The organism is Acidovorax sp. JG5, from assembly GCF_017939685.1.
GTDB lineage: Bacteria > Pseudomonadota > Gammaproteobacteria > Burkholderiales > Burkholderiaceae_C > Acidovorax.
In genome coordinates this window covers 1-18,844 of the sequence record NZ_JAGKSE010000033.1, presented here as the reverse complement: position 1 = coordinate 18,844, position 18,844 = coordinate 1, and the positions used below count along the sequence as shown (strand labels likewise).

Sequence of the window (18,844 nt, the reverse complement as noted above, 5' to 3'; positions counted from 1 at the left end):
AATTGCTCATTCGGGGTAGATGGGTTGGCCGGACGGATACCACCATGCGCCAGCCTTCCGAAGCCATGGCGTTGATGTAAGCCTCCAGCACACCGGTCTCAATGCGTCCCTCCCCCATGAGGAATGAGCTGACCGCACCATCAGCGACGTCGATCACCTTGTATTCATATTCCATGTGCTGCTCCCTCTGAACTGATTGTTGATTAGTTTGTGCCCGTGGCCTGCCTAATGTGCGTCATCCCGCTACTTAAGCCAACGGCTTTGATGGAATGCGCCGGGCAGAGAGACCGTTCCCTTCTCTTTGTCATAGACGCAGATGTGTGCCGTGTAGCTCGTTGCGTCCGCTGTGGCCTTCTCAGCCAGCTCGATGACGATGACGCCATCCTTTGTCCAGTTATCGATGGGATGCACGACCGCGTTGGACTTTGCACGTTCACGTTGATAGAAGCTGGAGCAGTCCTTCTTCGCTTCTGCGATGTCCGCTTTGGAGGGGCCGAAACATCCAGTCAGTGAAGTTGTGGTGACCAAGACTGCCATTGCGATTCCGGGGGGTCTGAGTTGCATGCGTAGCGTTCCTTCCGTTGGTTGGGGGTGGTTAAAGAGGGGTGGGTGTTGAGTGAAAGCAGGACGACCGCACGCAAGTGATCGGCTAGTGGCATCGCGCTTAGATGTAACGGTTTTCGTGACGACAGATTATCACCACGTTACGAGACTCGTGACATGTTTCCCGATTCTTCCCGTCCAGCTACCGTTGTGGGCCGCCGCATGCGGTCACGACGTGAAGAGTTGGGGTGGTCTCAGGAAAAAGTGGGGGTTCTGATCGGCATCGACGAGTCGTCAGCTCGTGCTCGGATCAGTAGGTATGAATTGGGGACCCATGAGGCCCCTGTGAAGACAGCCCGGCAAATTGCCGAGGCTTTGGGTGTTCCGCTCGCGTATCTCTATTGCGAGGATGAGGACGTTGCCAAACTTCTCTTGGCATTAGGAACTCTCAAGCCGATTGCTCGCAAGCAAGCCGTTTCTTCGTGGCTTGACGCCATCGCGTGAAGCAGCACCTCTTACTCTTTAGCGTCACTTGGTGAACAGCACCGCCAAGCAAAAAGCCCCTGGCTCAGCAAAGAACCAAGGGCTTTCATGACTAGTGGTCTAGGGCGGAATAGAACCACCGAGACAAGGATTTTTAATCCTCGTATCTTAGCCCNTGGTCTAGGGCGGAATAGAACCACCGAGACAAGGATTTTTAATCCTCGTATCTTAGCCCCTCAGATCAGTGGAACTGCTCTTCTTCGGTCGAACCCGTCAGGGCCTTGACCGAGGACGAACCGCCCTGGATCACGGTGGTCACGTCGTCGAAGTAGCCTGCGCCCACTTCCTGCTGGTGCGACACGAAGGTGTAGCCCTTGTCGCGTGCTGCGAATTCAGGCTCTTGCACCATGTTCACGTAGTGCTTCATGCCTTCGCCGTTGGCGTATGCATGGGCGAACTGGAAGGTGTTGAACCAGTTGATGTGGATACCGGCCAGCGTGATGAACTGGTACTTGTAGCCCAGTGCCGACAGATCTTCCTGGAAGGACGCGATCTGCTTGTCGTCGAGGTTCTTCTTCCAGTTGAACGATGGCGAGCAGTTGTACGACAGCAGCTTGCCGGGGCAGGCGGCGTGCACGGCCTGCGCGAATTCACGGGCGAATCCGATGTCTGGCACGCCGGTTTCGCACCACACCAGGTCGGCGTAGGGAGCGTAGGCAACACCACGGCTGATGGCTTGCTCCAGGCCGTTCTTCACGCGGTAGAAGCCTTCTTGCGTGCGCTCGCCGGTCAGGAAAGGCTTGTCATTGGCATCGTGGTCGGACGTGATCAGGTTGGCGGCTTCTGCATCGGTGCGGGCCAGCACGATGGTGGACACGCCCATCACGTCAGCAGCAAAGCGTGCGGAGATCAGCTTTTCGCAGGCTTCCTGCGTAGGCACCAGCACCTTGCCACCCATGTGGCCGCACTTCTTTACAGCGGCCAGCTGGTCTTCGAAGTGCACGCCTGCTGCGCCCGACTGGATCATGTTTTTCATCAACTCGAAGGCGTTCAGCACGCCGCCGAAACCGGCTTCTGCATCCGCCACGATGGGCAGGAAATAGTCGATGAATTCCTTGTCGCCGGGGTTGATGCCACGGCCCCACTGGATTTCGTCGGCGCGCTTGAAGGTGTTGTTGATGCGTCGAACCATGGTGGGCACCGAGTCGTAGGCATACAGCGACTGGTCGGGATACATGGTTTCGCTGGTGTTGCCGTCAGCGGCGACTTGCCAGCCCGACAGGTACACGGCTTCGAGGCCTGCCTTGGCTTGCTGCATGGCCTGGCCGGCAGAGATGGCGCCGAAAGCGTTGACGTAGCCCTTCTTGGCGCCGCCGTTGATCTTGTCCCACAGCTTTTCAGCACCGCGCTTTGCCAGCGTGTGTTCGATGGGCAGCGAGCCGCGCAGGCGCACCACGTCAGCGGCGGAGTAACCGCGCTTCACACCCTTCCAGCGGGGGTTCTGGGCCCAGTCTTTTTCCAGGGCGGCAATTTGCTGTTCGCGGCTCAGTTGTTCGTTCAGGGATTGGGGCATGAGATCACTCCAGGGGGTTGGTTGAAAACGCCGGGCTGCTGTGTGCCGCCCTTGAAGACAACTTTATGTCTTCTATAAGACTTGCGCAAGCTCTTATGTCTTATATAAGATATAAATTTTTTCATTAAAAAACAATAACTTATCAACAACATTCCTCAATATGAAAATAATTTTCTCGTATTGAGAAAATTTGCGGCGATGCAGCATGTTCAGTATTTCAAATAATGAAATTGAATTTTTGTATCGTGAGAAATTCCATCGACAAATGCCCCGCTGACCTTCGTGCGTGCTGTCCGCAATGTAGACCGGGTTGGTTTCACCCATGCGACATATCCCCCCGCGTGCAACCGCGCGCTCCCTCGCGCTGGATGTTCCCATCCACCGTTTCCACCCACGAAGGCGCATCAGCCCGGAAATGGACCTCGCTTCGTCGGGCATGATGCACGCGTCCTGATTTCTCAATCTTCCAGCCCAGTGAACGCCCCAAGCCGCCCTATCGCCTATCTGTGCCTGGCCCTGAGCATGGCACTGGTGGGCAGCTATGTAGCGCTGTCCAAGCCGCTCGCAGCCGCTTTGCCTGTGTTTCTGCTGGCCTGGTTGCGTTTTGGAATTGGCGGGCTGGCCATGGTGCACTGGCTGAAGAAGCCAGCCGACGAACCGCCACTCACGCCCCAGGTACGGTGGCTGCTGTTTCTGGAGTCCTTCCTGGGCAATTTCCTGTTCACCGTCTGCATGATCTATGGCGTCAGCCTGACCAGTGCCGTGACCGCAGGCGTGATCATGGCCGCCATACCGGCGGCCGTCGCAGTGATGAGTTGGGCCTTCCTGCGCGAACGCGTGGCGCCCCGCACTTGGGTGGCGGTGGCCTGTGCGGTGGCCGGTATTGCACTGCTTTCGCTATCAAAATCAGAGCATATTGCGCATGCACCACAAGCGCTAGATGCCAAAAACACTTCAAACCTTGTCTGGCTGGGGCAATTGCTTCTGGTGGGTGCCGTGGTCTGCGAAGCGGCGTATTCGGTCATCGGCAAGAAACTTACAGGGGCACTCGGACCCAAACGCATCACCTCGCTGATCAACGTGTGGGGGTTTGCGCTTTCCACCCCGCTGGGCCTTTACATGGCCTGGGGGTTTGACTTTGCAGCGGTAGGCTGGGCCACCTGGCTGCTGCTGGTGTTTTATGCGCTGGCCGCCTGCATGTGGACCGTGTGGTTGTGGATGACAGGCCTGAAAGTCGTGCCCGCCGCGCAAGGCGGCATATTCACCGTGCTGCTGCCTGTCAGCGCCGCCCTGGTGGGTGTGCTGGTGTTGGGCGAGTCCTTCTCGGGCCTGCAGTTGCTGGCGTTCGGCATTGCGCTGGCCAGCGTGCTGCTGGCCACCCTGCCCACGCGCGCGGCCTTGCGTGTGGGCCAGCGGGAAGGCTCAGGCCAACAGTGACCGGGCACTGACCACGATACCGTCGGCATCCGCATAAAGCCAGTCGCCAGTGCGCACCCACACGCCCTGGATCTGCACCGCCACATCGCGCTGGCCTTCGTTGCGCTTTTCGGTGGGCAGGGGCATCAGGCCCAGGGCGCGTATGCCCACGGCGGCGGCGTTCAGCTCGGCAACATCGCGCACGCAGCCATCCACCACCAACCCCGCCCAACCATTGCGGGCAGCGGCGGCGGCCAGATTGCCGCCCACCAAGGCGCGGCGCAACGAGCCTCCGCCATCCACCACGAGCACGCGGCCCTGGCCGGGGGAATCCACAGCGGCCTTGACCAGGGTGTTGTCCTCGAAGCACTTCACCGTTGCCACGGCGCCGGCAAAGGCCGCCAGGCCGCCGTAGCTCTGAAATACGGGCGGCAGCACGCGAAATGTGCCGCCGTCATCGCCCTTGTGCGCATCGCAGAAATCGCAGGTGCTGAATGCCGTGGAAGAAGGGGCTGTCATGGCTGGGAAACCTTTCACGCGGGAAGTTGCGGGGAAAAAGCGGATGGCCACCTGGGCGTGGGCGCATTGTCTCGCAGCGCGCCCCGCCCCCGATGGCGCGGCAATGGACTTCTTTCATGACCCACGGCCGCACCCACAGTGCACCACAGCAACAAATCGAGGGAAAAAAAGCGCCGTCTCGCTTGGAAAGGTGTTTTTTTCCCAGTAGCATCCCTGTGCCAGTGGGAAATTCTCGCTTTCGCTGGTGAAAATTTACTTCCAACAAGGACAACCCAACATGGCAACTGCAAAAAAAGCTCCGGCAAAAGCCGCTCCCGCAGCCAAGGCGCCCGCTACCCAGGCCGCCGCGCCCGCCAAGAAGCGCACACCCAATGCCGCCTTCATGAAGGCGCTCACGCCCAGCCCCGCGCTGGCCGCCGTGGTGGGCTCGGCACCGCTGCCGCGCACGGAGATCATCAGCAAGCTGTGGGTCTACATCAAGGCCAACAACCTGCAGGATGCCGCCAACAAGCGCAACATCAATGCAGACGCCAAGCTCAAGGAACTGTTCGGCAAGCCGCAAGTGTCGATGTTCGAACTGGCCGGCCTGATCGGCAAGCACGTCAAGTAAGCAGCCCTTCCCTGGCTGTCTCAAGAAAACCGGCTTTGCCGGTTTTTTTTCGCCGGAAAGCCTGAAAACTGTGGCGTCACAACATCAATGCAAATGAGAATGACCCGCATTTGATGTAACATAAAACTGCACGACGACGCACAGCCATGTTGATCTAGCCAATGCCTCTCGCCTGCTCTTGGCGCCCCTGCGCGCCACCTGCACATCCATTCAATGACGGAGGCCTCCTTGGCAAAATCACGCGCCCAGCAGCGCAGCACACCGCTGCGTTCAAACCCTTTCCCCGCTCCCACCACGCACGCTCCCACGCTTGGCATGTCGTCGGACAAAACCCTGCTGCCCCTGGGCGCACTGATGCTGGCCGCCTCTATGGGCGCCATGGCGCAGTCCAGCACGCCGGAAGCAACCTTGTCCACCGTGACCGTGAAGGAAGCGGCTGAAGTCCAGGGCAAGGACACGCTGCTGCTCAAAAAAACCACCGTCGGCAAAGGCAAGCAGGACATCAAGGACATCCCCCAGTCCGTCACGGTGTTCACCGAAAAGCTGATGGCCGACCGCAACCAGGACGACTTTCGCGAAGTGCTGCGCACCACGGCAGGCGTCACATTCCAGGCGGGCGAAACAGGTGAAGAAGACGTGCGCCTGCGCGGTTTCTCGCTGGGCCAGGCGGGCGACATCTACAACGACGGCATGAAAGACGCCCCGCTGCTGGAGCGCGACACCTTCAACAACGACCGCGTGGAAGTGCTCAAGGGTTCCGCCTCCATGCTGTTTGGCAAGGGCTCGACCGGCGGCGTCGTCAACCAGGTGAGCAAGGCCCCGCTGCTGATTGACCAGCACGAAGCCTCGTACACCTATGGCACGGGCAACTACCACCGTGCGACGGGTGACTTCAACTTCGTGACCGGCGAGAACGCCGCTTTCCGCCTGAACGCCATGGTGCAGGATGCCGACAACTACGGCGCCAAGCAGAACAAGCGCGGCATTGCGCCCACGTTTACCTGGGGCATTGGCACGCGTGATGAATTCTCTATCGGCCTGTACTACCTGAAAGCCGAAGGTCGCCCGATCTACAACCACCCATGGCGCCTGTCGGCCGATGGCAAGATCAACACCACCTTGCCAGCCCGCAACTACTATGGACTGGAAAGCGACTACAACAACACCGAATCAAAGTACGCCACGCTGGGCCACATCCACCGCTTTACTGACGGGGGTGAGCTGAACACCCGCCTGCGCTACGGCAACTACCAGCGCGACATGCTGGCCAGCACTATTGGCTTTCAGAACAGCGCCATCACGCTGGACCAGATCAACGCCAACACGGTTCTGACCCGCGGCTCCAAGGGCCGCATTGGCGAAAGCGACGTCCTGCAAGTCCAAAGCGACTACAGCAACACCTTCAATTGGGGCGGCAAAAAGCATGCGCTGCTGGCCGGCGTCGACTATTACGACGACGACGCCAAACGCAACCAGAACTACGCCAACACCACCACACGCCCCACCACCACCGTCGGCACGCCAGACGATGGCGCATCGGTGGCCGACGGTCGCGTCCCCGTACAGTGGAACACCTTCAAGTCGCGCAACCTGGGCCTGTATGCACAGGACACCATGTCCCTGACAGAAACGCTCAAGCTTGTGGGTGGCCTGCGCTATGACGACTTCAAGGCGTCGTACCGCAACGCAGCAGGATCGATCAGCAATGAAGTGTCGGACAGCCTGTTCAGTCCGCGCGTCGGCCTGATTTTCCAGCCCGATGAGCTGTCGTCTTACTACGTGTCGTACGGCACCTCGTACAACACCTCGGGCGACACGTACCAGTACGACGTCAACCTGAGCAACACGACCAACCGCACAGCCAACACGCCACCCGAGAAGAGCCGCAACATCGAAATAGGCAGCAAGTTCGAGCTGTTCGAGCGCCGCGCCCTGCTGGGTGTGGCCGCGTTCTACAGCGAAAAGTACAACGAGCGCAACACCGACCCCGACACCGCTTCTACCCAACAGCTGCTGTCCGGCAAGCGCCACGCCACGGGCATGGAGTTCAACCTGGCCGGCCGCATTACGCCCAAGTGGGAAGTGTTCTTCAACCACACCTGGATTCCTGAAGCCAAGATCGACCGCAGCAACGTCGTGCTGGCGAGCAACGGCGGCGGCGCCCAGGTGCAGGGCGATCGCCCAGGGCTGACACCCAAGCACAGTGGCAGCGTGTGGAGCACCTACGCCATCACGTCCAAGATTCGTGCAGGCGCTGGCCTGACCTACCGTGGCAAGCAAAACCCCGAGGGCTCGCGGGCGGTGTATACCAGCGGCTTTGGCGTGATCGATGCCATGGTCGAATACGCCATCGACGACAAAACCTCCGTCAAGCTCAACGTAAGCAATCTGGCCGACAAGGTCTATGCCGACGCTCTGTACCGTGGGTTTTATATTCCTGGCGCGGCCCGCTCGGTTCAGGTCAGCCTGAAGACCCGCTTCTGATCCACCGCCTTACACCGCCAGCGCACCATGTTCCTGCACATCCAGAACGTTCTGACCCCTGAGGAAATCGCCTTTTTCAGGCAATCACTCGGCGCAGACGCCCCCTGGGTGGACGGGGAACGCAGTGCTGGCGGCCAGGCCCTGTACCAGAAGAACAACCTGCAGCTGTCGCAAGGCAGCGCGCTGTCCGCACAGCTGCAGGCCCGGGTCAAAGAAGCGCTGCACCGCAACGCCCTGTTCTTTTCGGCGGCGTTGCCGCGCCGCATCTTCAACCCGCTGTTCAATAACTACGGCGATGGCGCCAACTTCTATGGCAACCATGTCGATAGCGCCGTCATGCACTCGAAGGCAGACAACTGCTGGGTGCGCAGCGACCTGTCGTGCACGCTGTTCCTCACCCCGCCAGAGGACTACGACGGCGGTGAACTGGTCATCACCGAAGCCCTGGGCGAAAAGCGCATCAAGCTGCCTGCGGGCGACATGGTCCTGTACCCTAGCAGCACGGTGCACCAGGTGTCGCCGGTCACGCGTGGGCACCGCATCAGCAGCTTTTTCTGGGTGGAAAGCATGGTGCGCGGGCTGGAACAGCGCCAGCTACTGTTTGACATGGACATGTCGCTGCTCAAGCTGCGCCAGGCCCATGGCGAAAAGGAACCCTCGGTCATCGCGCTCTCGGGCACTTACCACAACCTGCTGCGCATGTGGGCCGACGTATGACGCTGCAATCATCCAGGCGGTTGCGCACCAGCGTCCTGACCTGATGGCATGTCCGCCCATATTTGCTCATTTTTCAATAGCACCTCGCGCTTGCTGAATAAGCGCTAGGTGCTGTTTTTGCTTGTATGACCTACATTCCTGCACGGCACACGCTTCCCCCGGACATCGTCAACCTGGCAGACCACGAACGGCAGGCACGCCAGCAGCTGGACGACAACGCCTGGGCCTACTTCAGCGGCGGCGCCGCCGACGAGATCACCCTGCGAGCCAACCGCAGCGCCTGGGATGCGCTGCCTCTGTGGCCGCGCGTGCTGCGGCCACTGGCGGGCGGCCACACCCGGGTCAAACTGCTGGGCCGCACGCTGGCGCACCCCATCCTGCTGGCGCCCGTCGCCTTCCAGCGCCTGGCCCACCCCGACGGCGAGCTGGCCATGGCCTACGCAGCGGCAGCGCTGGGCGCGGGCGTGGTGCTCAGCACCCAGGCCAGTGTGTCGCTGGAGGCCATTGCGCAAGCAGTGCTGCCCGACCCCGGGCGCGGCCCGCTGTGGTTTCAGCTTTATCTGCAGCCAGACCGGGGCTTTACCCAGGCGCTGGTGCAGCGCGCCGAAGCCGCTGGCTACGAGGCCCTGGTGCTCACGGTGGACGCGCCATCGAGTGGCGTGCGCGACCGCGAACGGCGCGCGGGCTTTCGGCTGCCACCCGGCGTGGGCCCGGTCAACCTTGCGGGCTTGCAGGCGCCGGCCTCGCCCGAATTGCGCCCCGGCCAAAGTGCGCTGTTTGACGGCCTGCTGCACCACGCCCCCACCTGGGACGACGTTGCCTGGCTGCAGTCCATCACCCGCCTGCCCGTGCTGCTCAAAGGGGTGCTGCATCCGGCCGATGCGCGCCAGGCGGTGTCGGCGGGCGCGGCGGGCCTGATCGTCTCCAACCATGGCGGGCGCACGCTGGACACGGCCCCCGCCACCGCCAGCGCCCTGCCGCGCGTGGTGCAGGCCGTGGGCGGCGCGCTGCCGGTGCTGGTGGATGGCGGCATCCGGCGCGGCACCGATGTGCTCAAGGCCATGGCGCTGGGCGCATCGGCCGTGCTGGTGGGACGCCCCGCGGTCTGGGGCCTGGCCCATGCCGGCGCCGCCGGCGTGGCGCATGTGCTGCGCCTGTTGCGCGACGAACTCGAAATTGCCATGGCCCTCACCGGCTGCGCCACGCTGGCCGATGCATCACCGGCGCTGCTGGATGCAGATTTCACCGGCAACGGCTGGCGCTGAAAAATCTATCTCCCTCCGGGCAGAATTGATTTATTGCAAATACGATAGATTCGTATTTATAATCACCCCACTCACAACAGCCAGCCAAACTGCCTGCCGCCATGATCGTCTGTGTTTGCCGCCGAATTTCCGACCGTGAAATTGCCCGCCATGCGCGTGCAGGAATGAGTTTCGACGATATCCAGTTCGAGCTGGGCGTTGCCACCCAATGCGGATGCTGCGAAAGCTGCGCCCGCGATGTGGTGGCGCAATGCAGCGCAACCAGCCCGGTGGCCGCCCTGCACAACGAGGTCGCGGCGCAACCGGTCCAGCTTGCCAACTCCATTTTGGAAAGCAAGTCATGGAACTCCTCTCTACACTCGCGGGCAGCCTGATCTTCGTGGCCGGTTCGGCCTGGTGGATCTTTCGCAAGTAATCTGAATACTTTTAGGCGCTAGCGCTTACCCAGTAAGCGCATGCAGCTATCATTTTTATATGTCCCAACGAGATCGTTTTGCCGCCTCGGGCGGCGTAAGCCGCAATGCCGTGATCGTGGGTTCGGTGGTGATGCTGCATGTGGCGGGCCTGTGGGCGCTGCAGTCGGGCCTGCTGCGCCGCGCGGCAGAAGTGATCGTGCCCGCGGAACTGCTGAGCGAATTCATCGCGCCCCCGCCCCCCCCCGCACCCAAGGTGGCGCCACCGGCACCACCTGCCCCGCCGCCTCCGCCCAAGGCAGCTCCCAAGGTCCAGGCCCCGCGCCCGGCCCCCATGCCCGTGGCCATTGCCGACCCGACACCGGCCCCGAATGCCCCGGTGGGCATCACCACGCCGCAGCCGCCAGCGCCCCCCATCGAAGCACCGGTGGCGCCCCCGGCCCCGCCCGCGCCTCCAGCGCCGCCCGCCCCGCCCCGCATCGAGATGCCGTCCAGCAATGCCGCCTACCTCAACAACCCCAAACCCAGCTACCCAGCCATCAGCAAACGCATGGGCGAGCAAGGCAAGGTGGTGCTGCGCGTGCTGATCGGCACCGACGGACTGCCGCAGAAGGTGGAAATCAACCAATCCAGCGGCTATGACCGCCTGGACCGCCAGGCCCAGGAGGCCGTGATGCGCTGGCGCTTCGTGCCCGGCAAGCGCAATGGCGTGCCCGAGGCCATGTGGAACCTCGTTCCCGTCAACTTTGTTCTCGAATAATCCAATCACCGTTCAGGGAGTTTTCATGGAATCGCAATTCGGCATCGCCAACGTCTGGACGCAGGGCGACTTTGTCACCCGCGCCGTCGCCATCTTGCTGCTGGCCATGTCGCTGGCCTCGTGGATCGTCATCGTCATCAAGGCGCTGGACATCATCAAGTTCAAGAAGCACGCCCGCACGGCGCAGGACTTCTGGCACAGCGAAGACTTCGCCGCCGCCCTGAGCAAGCTGGGCAACGACCCCACCAACCCCTTCCGCCACTTGGCCCTGGAAGGCCGCGAAGCCACGGCCCACCACCGCAACACCAAGGCCCACCTGCACGACAGCCTGGACGTGAGCGACTGGGTCACCCGCTGCCTGCGCAACTGCATTGACGAGTTCACGGCACGCATCCAGTCGGGCCTGGCCATCCTGGCGTCGGTGGGCTCCACGGCGCCGTTCATCGGCCTGTTTGGCACCGTGTGGGGCATCTACCACGCGCTGCTGGCCATCGGCACCTCGGGCCAGTCCACCATCGACAAAGTGGCCGGCCCCATTGGTGAGGCACTCATCATGACCGCGCTGGGCCTGGCGGTGGCCATCCCGGCGGTGCTGGGCTACAACGCGCTGGTGCGTGGCAACAAGTCCATCCTGAACGGCCTCAACAGCTTTGCCCACGACCTGCACGCCTACTTTGTCACCGGCGCCCGCGTGAATGCAGGCGAACCCGGCAAGGTACTGCCCATGAAGAAAGGCAACTAAGCCATGGCCTTCGGAACCCAAGACGACGCCGATGAGGTGATGAACGAGATCAACATGACGCCGCTGGTGGACGTCATGCTGGTGCTGCTCATCATCTTCATCATCACCGTGCCGGTGATGAAACACTCGGTGAACGTGGACTTGCCCCGCGCCACCAACCAGCCCGAGCTCATCAAGCCCGAAACCGTGCGCCTGTCGGTAGCCGCCGACGGCCAGTATTTCTGGAACGGCGCGCCGGTGGCCGACGAAGAACTCTTCTCGCGCCTGCAGGCCGAAGCTGCCAAAGCACCCCAGCCCGACCTGCACATCCGCGGCGACAAGGAAGTGCGCTACGAACGCGTGGCCCAGGCCATGGCCGCCGCACAACGTGCCGGCGTGCGCAAGATCGGCTTTGTGACCGAGCCGCAGCCATAGGCGGTTTTTGAACGGGCACATGCCTTGCTGCACGCACCCATCGAGAAAAATCGCCTGACCTGCAATTGCGAATAGTTATCATTAACACATCCAATCGCAAAGCATCTGGACCATCATGCAAGCCAACTTGACCAACGCCTCACCCCTGCGCTCGACCGCTTCCGATCTGGCAGCATCGTCCCTGATGCTGACCCACCCGCTCGCGTCGCAAGCTGCCCCTGCCGCCGTCGAAAGCAGCGAACTCTTGCAGGGACAAAAAGCCGTGGCCATTCGCCACAACGGATCGGTTTACCGCCTGCAGGCCACCAAGCTGGGCAAGCTGATCTTGACCAAATAAACCAGGGTGCGCGAGCCGGCCAGCGGGGTCAGCCCCCCCCTACGCACCATGATCGGCCAGCGTTCCTCTTTCAGTCCTTTTCAAGGTTTCATCGTGGGGAGACTCCCGGGCTTGTCACAAGCCCGCCAGGGTCTTTTTTGCCAGCCAGCGGGCGTGCCCGCGTAGCCAGGCTTTTTTCCTCGTTCCCAAACAGCGGACGGCACAAAAAAACCGGTTCGAAGACCGGTTTTTTGTTTTGAGCACGTTTTTCCCTGATTAGCAACTTGTCTCAGATGTCTCACCCCATCCGTTCGGGCTGAACCTGTCGAAGCCAGGGCGCTCCTTGCAAACAACAGCCCTTCGACAAGCTCAGGGCGAACGGGGTCTGAGATATGTCGCTAATCAGGCGTTTTCGGCTCCAGCGCTTGATATACAAGCGCCATTAGCTTCTATTTCAATAGCAATTCATCGCCAATCAAAGGCCCAACGCCGCAATGCCCGCGCGTGCAATCTGCGCATCTTCCGTGGATTTCACACCGCTCACCCCCACCGCGCCCAGGCACTGCCCGTCTTTCATGATCGGCACGCCGCCTTCGAGCAAGCCTTCGATGCCGGGTGCGCTGAGAAACGCCGTGCGGCCACCGTTGACGATATCTTCATACACCTTACTCTCGCGGCGGCCCAGGGCGGCCGTGTGGGCCTTGGCAGGCGCGATGTGCGACGACACCGCCGCCGCGCCGTCCAGGCGCTGCAGCCACAGCAGGTGGCCCCCGTCGTCCACGATGGCGATGGTCACGGCCCAGTGGTTCTTCAGCGCTTCGGCTTCGGCAGCCGCCGCAATCTTCTTGACGTCGGCCAGTTCGAGTTCGTGTTTGGTTTTCATGGTTGTCATGCAGGGTTGAGGGGGACTGGATGGCAGGGCCCCCGGACGAAAACGGCAAGCATAGCGGCAGTCGGCGCCCTGCAAACCGCCGCCTGGGGCGAAACAATAGTGACCTAAACTGTCTGACCGGGTGCGGTTATTGCATTTGGCCAGAACACCGCCACATAGAATTCAGCGGTCTGCGTCGTGCAGGCCAACTAGGAGAGACACAAGATGAATGACCAAGTCACCACCCTGGGCCACTCTGCGGGCTATGGCATCTCGCAGGAGCAGCGCCACAAGGTGCTGCGCAACACTTACTGGCTGCTCGCCCTGAGCATGCTGCCCACCGTGCTGGGTGCATGGGTTGGCGTGGCCACGGGCATCACCCAGTCGCTGAGCGGCGGCCTGGGCCTGATTGTTTTCATGGGCGGCGCTTTTGGTTTCATGTTCGCCATCGAAAAGACCAAGAACTCGGCGGCGGGCGTGCCCGTGCTGCTGGCCTTCACCTTTTTCATGGGCCTGATGCTGTCACGCCTGATCGGCATGGTGCTGGGCTTCAAGAATGGCACCGATCTCATCATGACCGCCTTTGCCGGCACCGCAGGCGTGTTCTTCGTGATGGCCAGCCTGGCCAGCGTGATCAAGCGCGACCTCTCGGGCATGGGCAAGTGGCTCATGGTCGGCGCACTGGTGCTCATGGTGGGCGCGATCATCAACGTGTTTGTCGGCTCTTCGGCCGGCATGATGGCGATCTCGGTCGCGGCCATCGGCATCTTCAGCGCCTACATGCTGTATGACCTCAAGCAGATCCTGGACGGCGGCGAAACCAACTACATCAGCGCCACCCTGGCCCTGTACCTGGACATCTTCAACGTGTTCCAGAGCCTGCTGGCCCTGCTGGGCATCGCGGGCGGCGAGCGCGACTGATACATGCGCTGCTGGGCATCTTGACCACCATCAAAAGGGCTCCTGACGGCCAATGCCAGACAGTTAAGCCAAAGCGAAGCTGATCTGCTCTAAAAGGGAACGTGTTCAACATGTTCCCTTTTTTGTTTTGAGCCTGCTGCAAACCACCCAGAACGAGACGCTGGAGGCGATGCCTGCCAACGCGATAGCCGAGTTGTAGCGTGCTGTGGGATCCTGCCTGGATCGAACACGCGCTGGCCGATCCGCATGGCCAAACATGAAGGGGTTGCTGCGCGCCGACCCGCATCAGCTTGCGTACGGCGCGCCATGCCATCGTGGGGGCGATCAACACAGTGCATCTGGGCGCCCTGGCTCCTTGCCTGCACTCTTGCAGTGGCTGTTGGAGCAAGACCGCTGCCCACGCGAATACCCCTGCGGTCAGCACCGCACTACCGTTTCAGCACCCAGCCCAGCGCCATCAATCCACCGATCATGACCGGCTGGTGCAGCATGTAGTAGCTCAGGCTCCACCGCCCCAGCGATGCCAGTGGCCGCAAGAACGGCGGCACATCCCGCGGAACCCAGTTGGCGGATCGGGAAAGCATCCACTGCCCTGCCGCCAGCCCCCACCAAAGCACCCCCAGCCAGGGCAGCACCGGCACGTAGTCTTCCGTAAACGGCTTGCGGGACACCAGTCCGAGCCAGTTCAGTGAGCGTGCATTGAGCACCGGCGCCCACTCTGCCCCCCCCGTCAGCAGCAGCTGCGCGCACCACGGCAGCGCCAGCGCAACCAGCCCCGCCAGCCACAGCCAGCGTCCCCAGCCCGCCGTGAAACGCACCACCAGCAGCATGACCGCCATGCCGTGCAGCACACCGAAATAAATATAGCTCTGCGGAAACATGACAAACGAGCTGATTGTCACTAGCAGCGCACACCCAGCAATCTGCAGCCAGCGCCGCCAAAACCGGCCCCACCCCTGCCCTTGCTTCAAGGCGATGGCCTGCCCCAGACCCGCACAGAAAAGAAAAAGACTCACGATGGCGGTGCGCTGCCAAGTCCAGAAAGGATCGGCGCGAAAATTCTGTGGCCAGTAGCCGAAATGGCTGAGGTCGAAGCAAAAATGAAACACCGTCATCCACAGCATGGCAAAACCCCGAAGGGCATCCACGCTGTTGTAGCGTACGGTCAAGCTGGTGGCGATGGAGTGCGGGTGAATGACAGTCATAAGTAGCGCAGCAAGGTACTCGCCAGCATAGCTGACCGAGTTGCACCGTCCGGTTCGGTCTGACTGGATGAATATCGAACAGGATCGGCATAGGGACCTCCAATCTTGGAGGCCCCTATGCCACACCACCCGGCATGCGGGTCGGCGAGCCCTGCGAAGTGGTCTACGTGCCGCTGGCCGACGAGAAAAAGAATGGCGACACGAACACCATCCATTACCTCGTTGTCCGGTTTGCCGGCGATCAGGTGACTGCGGTGCAGGTGGTTACGCGTCCTACCTTGGTGAGATCAGTCCAGCACCTGAGAACATCATCAACCGCGACTTCCAGGCAGCGGCACCCAATGAGAAGTGGCTTACTGACATCACCGAGTTCCAGATCCCAGCGGGCAAGGTGTACCTGTCGCCCATCATCGATTGCTTCGATGGCATGGTGGTGAGCTAGACCATCGCAACCAGTCCAGACGCTGAGCTTGTCAACACAATGCTGGATGCTGCCATCGAGACGGTGACAGAAACCGGCNCAGATGCGCCGGGGCACGAACAGGCTGTGCATTGGCCATTGGTTCAGCCGCGGCATCGTCGCAGTGCGGGGCGATGCCGGACGCCACAGCATGCGCGGTATCGCAGGTGGGCTGGTGAAGGCCCAGACGATGCTCCTTGAGCCAGCGATGCAGCACATTGGCATTCATGCCATGTTCACGCGCCGTGGCGGCAATCGATGCGCCGGGCTGCTGGCACGCGGCGATCAGTTCAACCTTGAATTGCGCGCTGTAGACCCGGCGCGTGCGGGGGACACAGGAGCGCGAATTGGGAATCTCTTGAGACATGGTGTGCACGATGGTGCTTGCAATTGCTCATTCGAGGTCGATGGGGTGGCCGGACGGATACACACGGTGAGCAGCTGGCTGGCCGGCATCGCGGCCCAGGGCAAGCGGGTGCGTTTCTATTCCACGGTCGATCTGGTCAATGAGCTGGAGCGTGAGAAGCGAGAAGGCAAGGCCGGTCGCCTCGCACTGGCGCTGTCACACCTGGACCTGGTCATCCTGGACGAGCTGGGGTATTTGCCCTTCAGCCAGGCCGGCGGCGCACTGCTGTTTCACCTGCTCTCCAAGCTGTACGAGCACACCAGCGTGGTGATCACCACCAACCTGAGTGCGCATTCCACTGATGGCGGACACTGATTCCATTCTCATAGCGGACAGCGTTCCACGCGATGGCGGACACCCTGCGCTGGTGCCCTGAGTGACCTGTAAATCGTAGCCGAAGTGTCCGCCATCAGCGTGGAATGGCGGTCGGACTGGATGGTCAGCCGGCCTTGGCGAGCTTTCTCATCGACTCGCCCTTGAGGGCCATCTTGTGCGAGCCATGCACGATGCGGTCCAGGATGGCGTCGGCCAGCGTGGGCTCGTCCAGCCAGGCATGCCAGGCCGTTACCGGCAGTTGGCTGGTAATGAGCGTCGAGCGCGTGCCCACCCGGTCGTCCAGCAGTTCCAGCAGGTCATTGCGCTCGTGTGCAGCAATCGGGGCAATGCCGAAGTCGTCCAGGATGAGCAGGTCCAGTCGCGCCAGTTGCGCCAGCCGCTTGCCAAAGCTGCCGTCGCCGTGGGCTACGTGCAGCTCCTCCAACAACCTTGGGGCGCGGGTGTAGAGCACCGAGAAGCCCAGGCGTGCCGCCTGCTGCCCCAGCGCACAGGCCAGCCACGTCTTGCCGCAGCCGGTGGCGCCGGTAAGCAGGACGTTGTGACCATGGCGCAGCCAATCGCCTGTAGCCAGGCTGGCGATGACCTCTCGGCTCAGCCCCCGGCTGCCACGCCAATCAATGTCCTCCAGACAAGCGCTGGAGACCTTCAATCGGGCGGCCTTCAGGAGACGCTCCAGGCGTTTGCTATCGCGCCAGTCCACCTCGCGCTGCACCAGCAGCGCCAGGCGTTGTTCAAAGGGCAACTCACTGGCAGTGATATGGGTGGCGGCATCGTTCAGGGCGGCCACCATGCCGTCCAGGCGCAGGGCGCGCAGTTGGTTCAAGGTGTGTTCGTTGAGCATGATTGTTCTTTCGTTGTTTCGCTTCGGTGTTCTGGCTTCTCAGTGGTAGTAGCCCGGCCCGCGCACGTTCCGTGCAGTGGCAAGCTGGCCTGCATGGGCATGGGGGCGTCCAGCGGCCGCTGGTCCAGCCCACAACTCAGGATGGAGGCGATGCTCTTGTAGGACGGTGAGCGAATCGACTGCGCACGGGTACAGGCTGCCTCCAGCCGCTGCGCCCCGTACTCACGCCCCAGGCGCATGAGGCCCAGACAGGAGCGGTAGCCCTGCTCGGGATGCTGGCGGTGCTCCATCTGCCAACGCACCACGGCCGCGGTGGCCGCTCCCACCCGCTCGCCCCAGGCGATGAGCTTGGCCGGCGTCCACTGCAGGTGCGCCCGATGCGAGGCCGGCATGTGCTCTGGCGTCGTGGTGTGGGCGCCCTTGCGAGGATTCAGTGCATGGGCGGCCACCCGTTTGCTGCCGTGCAAGACTTCGAGCGAACTGGCCGTGATGCGCAACTCCACCGCTTCGCCCACCAGGGCGTGGGGCACCGAGTAGTAGTGGCCGTCGAGCTCGACGTGGTAATCGATGTTGACGCGGGCGCGCTTGAAGCGGGCAATGGCCATGCGTGTGGCCGGCAGGGGGCGCAGGGCCGGCCGGTCGAGTTCGGCAAAGGCGCTGGCCCGGTTGCCGGGCAGCTTCTTGAAGGGACGTTGGTTCAAGTCGGCCAACAAGGCGGCAATGGCCCGGTTCAGGGCGGCCAGGCTGAAGAAAGTCTGGTGGCGCAGCCGGGCCAGAATCCAGCGCTCGACCACCTGCACGCCGACCTCCACCTTGGGCTTGTCGCGGGGTTTGGCCGGGCGCGCGGGCATCACGGCCAGGCTGTAATGCGCCGAGAGCTCTTGGAGCAAGCGGTGTGAGGTGGGCTCATAGCGGTCGGGGCGGGCCATGAGGGCGCGCGGCTGGTCGGGAACCAGCAGACGGGGCACGCCGCCGATGAACTCCAGCGTGGCGATGATGCTGGCCACCCAGTCGGCTGCCTTCTGGCTGGCGGTGGCACAGGCGTAGGTGTAGTTCGATGCGCCCAGCACGGCCACAAATATCTGGGCCTGCGTTATCTCGCCGGTACTGGCGTCCACGATGGGCACCGTCTGGCCGGCGTAGTCCACAAAGAGTTTGTCGCCGGCCTCATGGGTCTGGCGCATGGAGCGTTTCAATCGCCGGGACCAGGCTTGGTACTTCTCGCAGAAGGCGCTGTACTTGTACGCCTGGCCGCCGTGCTGCTGTTGGTACTCCTCCCACAGCAGTTGCAGCGTGACGCCGGGGCGGCGCAGTTCGCGGTGGATGTGGGCGTGGTCGGGCTCCAGGTGGCGCGACGCGCGGGGCACCGGTGGCTTGTAGAGCCGGGCCTGCAGTTCTTGGTCGCTCAAGGTCTGGGCCAGCGCCCAGTCCACGCCGGCCACGCCGGCCACGCGGGCGTAGCTGGCGATTTCGCTGACCCTGGGTGTGGGCATCGCTGACTCCGGTCAAAAAAACCGGGCAGCGTATGCCGCGTTCGGGTCACTCAGAA

The 18,844-nt window shown here is 62.1% G+C and carries 21 protein-coding genes and 3 pseudogenes; 14 read left to right on the top strand and 10 right to left on the bottom strand.

The genetic code is table 11. From position 1 onward, the window contains the following. Both J8G26_RS18120 and J8G26_RS18115 read right to left on the bottom strand, forming a co-directional pair. On the bottom strand, positions 1–175 hold a 175-nt coding region (locus tag J8G26_RS18120; RefSeq protein ID WP_210570606.1), incomplete at its 3' end, for a DUF4177 domain-containing protein. Positions 176–243: 68 nt separating this feature from the next. Then, complete coding sequence (locus J8G26_RS18115) at positions 244–564, bottom strand: hypothetical protein (protein WP_210570605.1); 321 nt, start codon at positions 562–564, stop codon at positions 244–246. Between the two features lie 156 nt (positions 565–720). On the opposite strand from J8G26_RS18115, the gene J8G26_RS18110 reads away from it, so the two are divergent. Beyond that, on the top strand, positions 721–1,047 hold the full coding sequence (locus J8G26_RS18110; RefSeq protein WP_210570604.1) for a helix-turn-helix transcriptional regulator: 327 nt from the start codon (positions 721–723) through the stop codon (positions 1,045–1,047). 220 nt (positions 1,048–1,267) lie between these two features. Here the strand turns inward: J8G26_RS18110 and aceA are convergent, their stop codons facing one another. After that, positions 1,268–2,599 (bottom strand): isocitrate lyase, encoded by a 1,332-nt coding sequence (aceA, locus tag J8G26_RS18105; RefSeq protein WP_087745421.1) that lies wholly within the window; start codon positions 2,597–2,599, stop codon positions 1,268–1,270. 93 nt (positions 2,600–2,692) lie between these two features. After that, positions 2,693–3,037, bottom strand: a complete 345-nt coding sequence (locus J8G26_RS18100; protein ID WP_143218343.1) for a hypothetical protein — start codon at positions 3,035–3,037, stop codon at positions 2,693–2,695. A 36-nt stretch (positions 3,038–3,073) separates the two neighbouring features. Here J8G26_RS18100 and J8G26_RS18095 point away from each other — a divergent pair, with 36 nt between their 5' ends. Continuing rightward, the gene (locus J8G26_RS18095; protein ID WP_087745419.1) at positions 3,074–4,036 is read left to right on the top strand and encodes a DMT family transporter; all 963 of its coding nucleotides are present in this window, start codon (positions 3,074–3,076) and stop codon (positions 4,034–4,036) included. Here J8G26_RS18095 and rraA read toward each other — a convergent pair. Continuing rightward, on the bottom strand, positions 4,022–4,534 hold the full coding sequence (gene rraA / locus J8G26_RS18090; protein WP_210570603.1) for a ribonuclease E activity regulator RraA: 513 nt from the start codon (positions 4,532–4,534) through the stop codon (positions 4,022–4,024). The genes J8G26_RS18095 and rraA overlap by 15 nt on opposite strands. 277 nt (positions 4,535–4,811) lie before the next feature. Here rraA and J8G26_RS18085 point away from each other — a divergent pair, with 277 nt between their 5' ends. The 9 genes from J8G26_RS18085 to J8G26_RS18045 all read left to right on the top strand — a co-directional run bounded on the left by J8G26_RS18085 (position 4,812) and on the right by J8G26_RS18045 (position 12,276). After that, a complete protein-coding gene (locus J8G26_RS18085) occupies positions 4,812–5,144 on the top strand; it encodes an SWIB/MDM2 domain-containing protein (RefSeq protein WP_087745414.1) in 333 nt (110 codons plus the stop codon). Between the two features lie 315 nt (positions 5,145–5,459). Beyond that, positions 5,460–7,628 (top strand): TonB-dependent siderophore receptor, encoded by a 2,169-nt coding sequence (locus tag J8G26_RS18080; protein WP_246881466.1) that lies wholly within the window; start codon positions 5,460–5,462, stop codon positions 7,626–7,628. Positions 7,629–7,655: 27 nt separating this feature from the next. After that, on the top strand, positions 7,656–8,345 hold the full coding sequence (locus J8G26_RS18075; RefSeq protein ID WP_087745410.1) for a Fe2+-dependent dioxygenase: 690 nt from the start codon (positions 7,656–7,658) through the stop codon (positions 8,343–8,345). 125 nt (positions 8,346–8,470) lie between these two features. Next, positions 8,471–9,610, top strand: a complete 1,140-nt coding sequence (locus J8G26_RS18070; protein WP_087745407.1) for an alpha-hydroxy acid oxidase — start codon at positions 8,471–8,473, stop codon at positions 9,608–9,610. A gap of 101 nt (positions 9,611–9,711) precedes the next feature. Further along, entirely contained in the window at positions 9,712–9,984 is a 273-nt protein-coding gene (locus J8G26_RS18065) for a (2Fe-2S)-binding protein (RefSeq protein WP_087745405.1), read from the top strand. Positions 9,985–10,084: 100 nt separating this feature from the next. Further along, complete coding sequence (locus tag J8G26_RS18060; RefSeq protein WP_087745403.1) at positions 10,085–10,783, top strand: energy transducer TonB; 699 nt, start codon at positions 10,085–10,087, stop codon at positions 10,781–10,783. A gap of 25 nt (positions 10,784–10,808) precedes the next feature. Continuing rightward, positions 10,809–11,525 (top strand): MotA/TolQ/ExbB proton channel family protein, encoded by a 717-nt coding sequence (locus J8G26_RS18055; RefSeq protein ID WP_210570599.1) that lies wholly within the window; start codon positions 10,809–10,811, stop codon positions 11,523–11,525. Positions 11,526–11,528: 3 nt separating this feature from the next. Beyond that, positions 11,529–11,939, top strand: a complete 411-nt coding sequence (locus J8G26_RS18050) for a biopolymer transporter ExbD (RefSeq protein WP_087745399.1) — start codon at positions 11,529–11,531, stop codon at positions 11,937–11,939. Positions 11,940–12,123: 184 nt separating this feature from the next. Further along, positions 12,124–12,276 carry a hemin uptake protein HemP gene (locus tag J8G26_RS18045; protein WP_232476556.1) on the top strand — a complete coding sequence of 51 codons (153 nt, stop codon included), beginning with the start codon at positions 12,124–12,126 and terminating at the stop codon, positions 12,274–12,276. A gap of 454 nt (positions 12,277–12,730) precedes the next feature. Here the strand turns inward: J8G26_RS18045 and J8G26_RS18040 are convergent, their stop codons facing one another. Beyond that, entirely contained in the window at positions 12,731–13,138 is a 408-nt protein-coding gene (locus tag J8G26_RS18040) for a heme-binding protein (RefSeq protein WP_210570596.1), read from the bottom strand. A gap of 213 nt (positions 13,139–13,351) precedes the next feature. On the opposite strand from J8G26_RS18040, the gene J8G26_RS18035 reads away from it, so the two are divergent. Next, a complete protein-coding gene (locus J8G26_RS18035; RefSeq protein ID WP_210570594.1) occupies positions 13,352–14,047 on the top strand; it encodes a Bax inhibitor-1/YccA family protein in 696 nt (231 codons plus the stop codon). Between the two features lie 428 nt (positions 14,048–14,475). Here the strand turns inward: J8G26_RS18035 and J8G26_RS18030 are convergent, their stop codons facing one another. Beyond that, a complete protein-coding gene (locus J8G26_RS18030) occupies positions 14,476–15,252 on the bottom strand; it encodes a heparan-alpha-glucosaminide N-acetyltransferase (protein ID WP_210570592.1) in 777 nt (258 codons plus the stop codon). Between the two features lie 271 nt (positions 15,253–15,523). Here J8G26_RS18030 and J8G26_RS18025 point away from each other — a divergent pair. Next, positions 15,524–15,760, top strand: a pseudogene (locus tag J8G26_RS18025) (DDE-type integrase/transposase/recombinase); the annotation flags it as partial. Here the strand turns inward: J8G26_RS18025 and J8G26_RS18020 are convergent. After that, positions 15,726–16,079: a transposase gene (locus J8G26_RS18020; protein ID WP_210570590.1), complete on the bottom strand. Its 354-nt coding sequence runs from the start codon at positions 16,077–16,079 to the stop codon at positions 15,726–15,728. The pseudogene J8G26_RS18025 and the gene J8G26_RS18020 sit on opposite strands and share 35 nt — an antisense overlap. A 78-nt stretch (positions 16,080–16,157) precedes the next feature. On the opposite strand from J8G26_RS18020, the pseudogene J8G26_RS18015 reads away from it, so the two are divergent. After that, positions 16,158–16,406 (top strand): annotated as a pseudogene (locus J8G26_RS18015) (ATP-binding protein); the annotation flags it as partial. Positions 16,407–16,557: 151 nt separating this feature from the next. Here the strand turns inward: J8G26_RS18015 and istB are convergent. Further along, a complete protein-coding gene (istB, locus tag J8G26_RS18010) occupies positions 16,558–17,295 on the bottom strand; it encodes an IS21-like element helper ATPase IstB (RefSeq protein ID WP_210570589.1) in 738 nt (245 codons plus the stop codon). 104 nt (positions 17,296–17,399) lie between these two features. Then, positions 17,400–18,644, bottom strand: a pseudogene (gene istA / locus J8G26_RS18005) (IS21 family transposase); the annotation flags it as partial. Between the last annotated feature and the right edge of the window lie 200 nt (positions 18,645–18,844).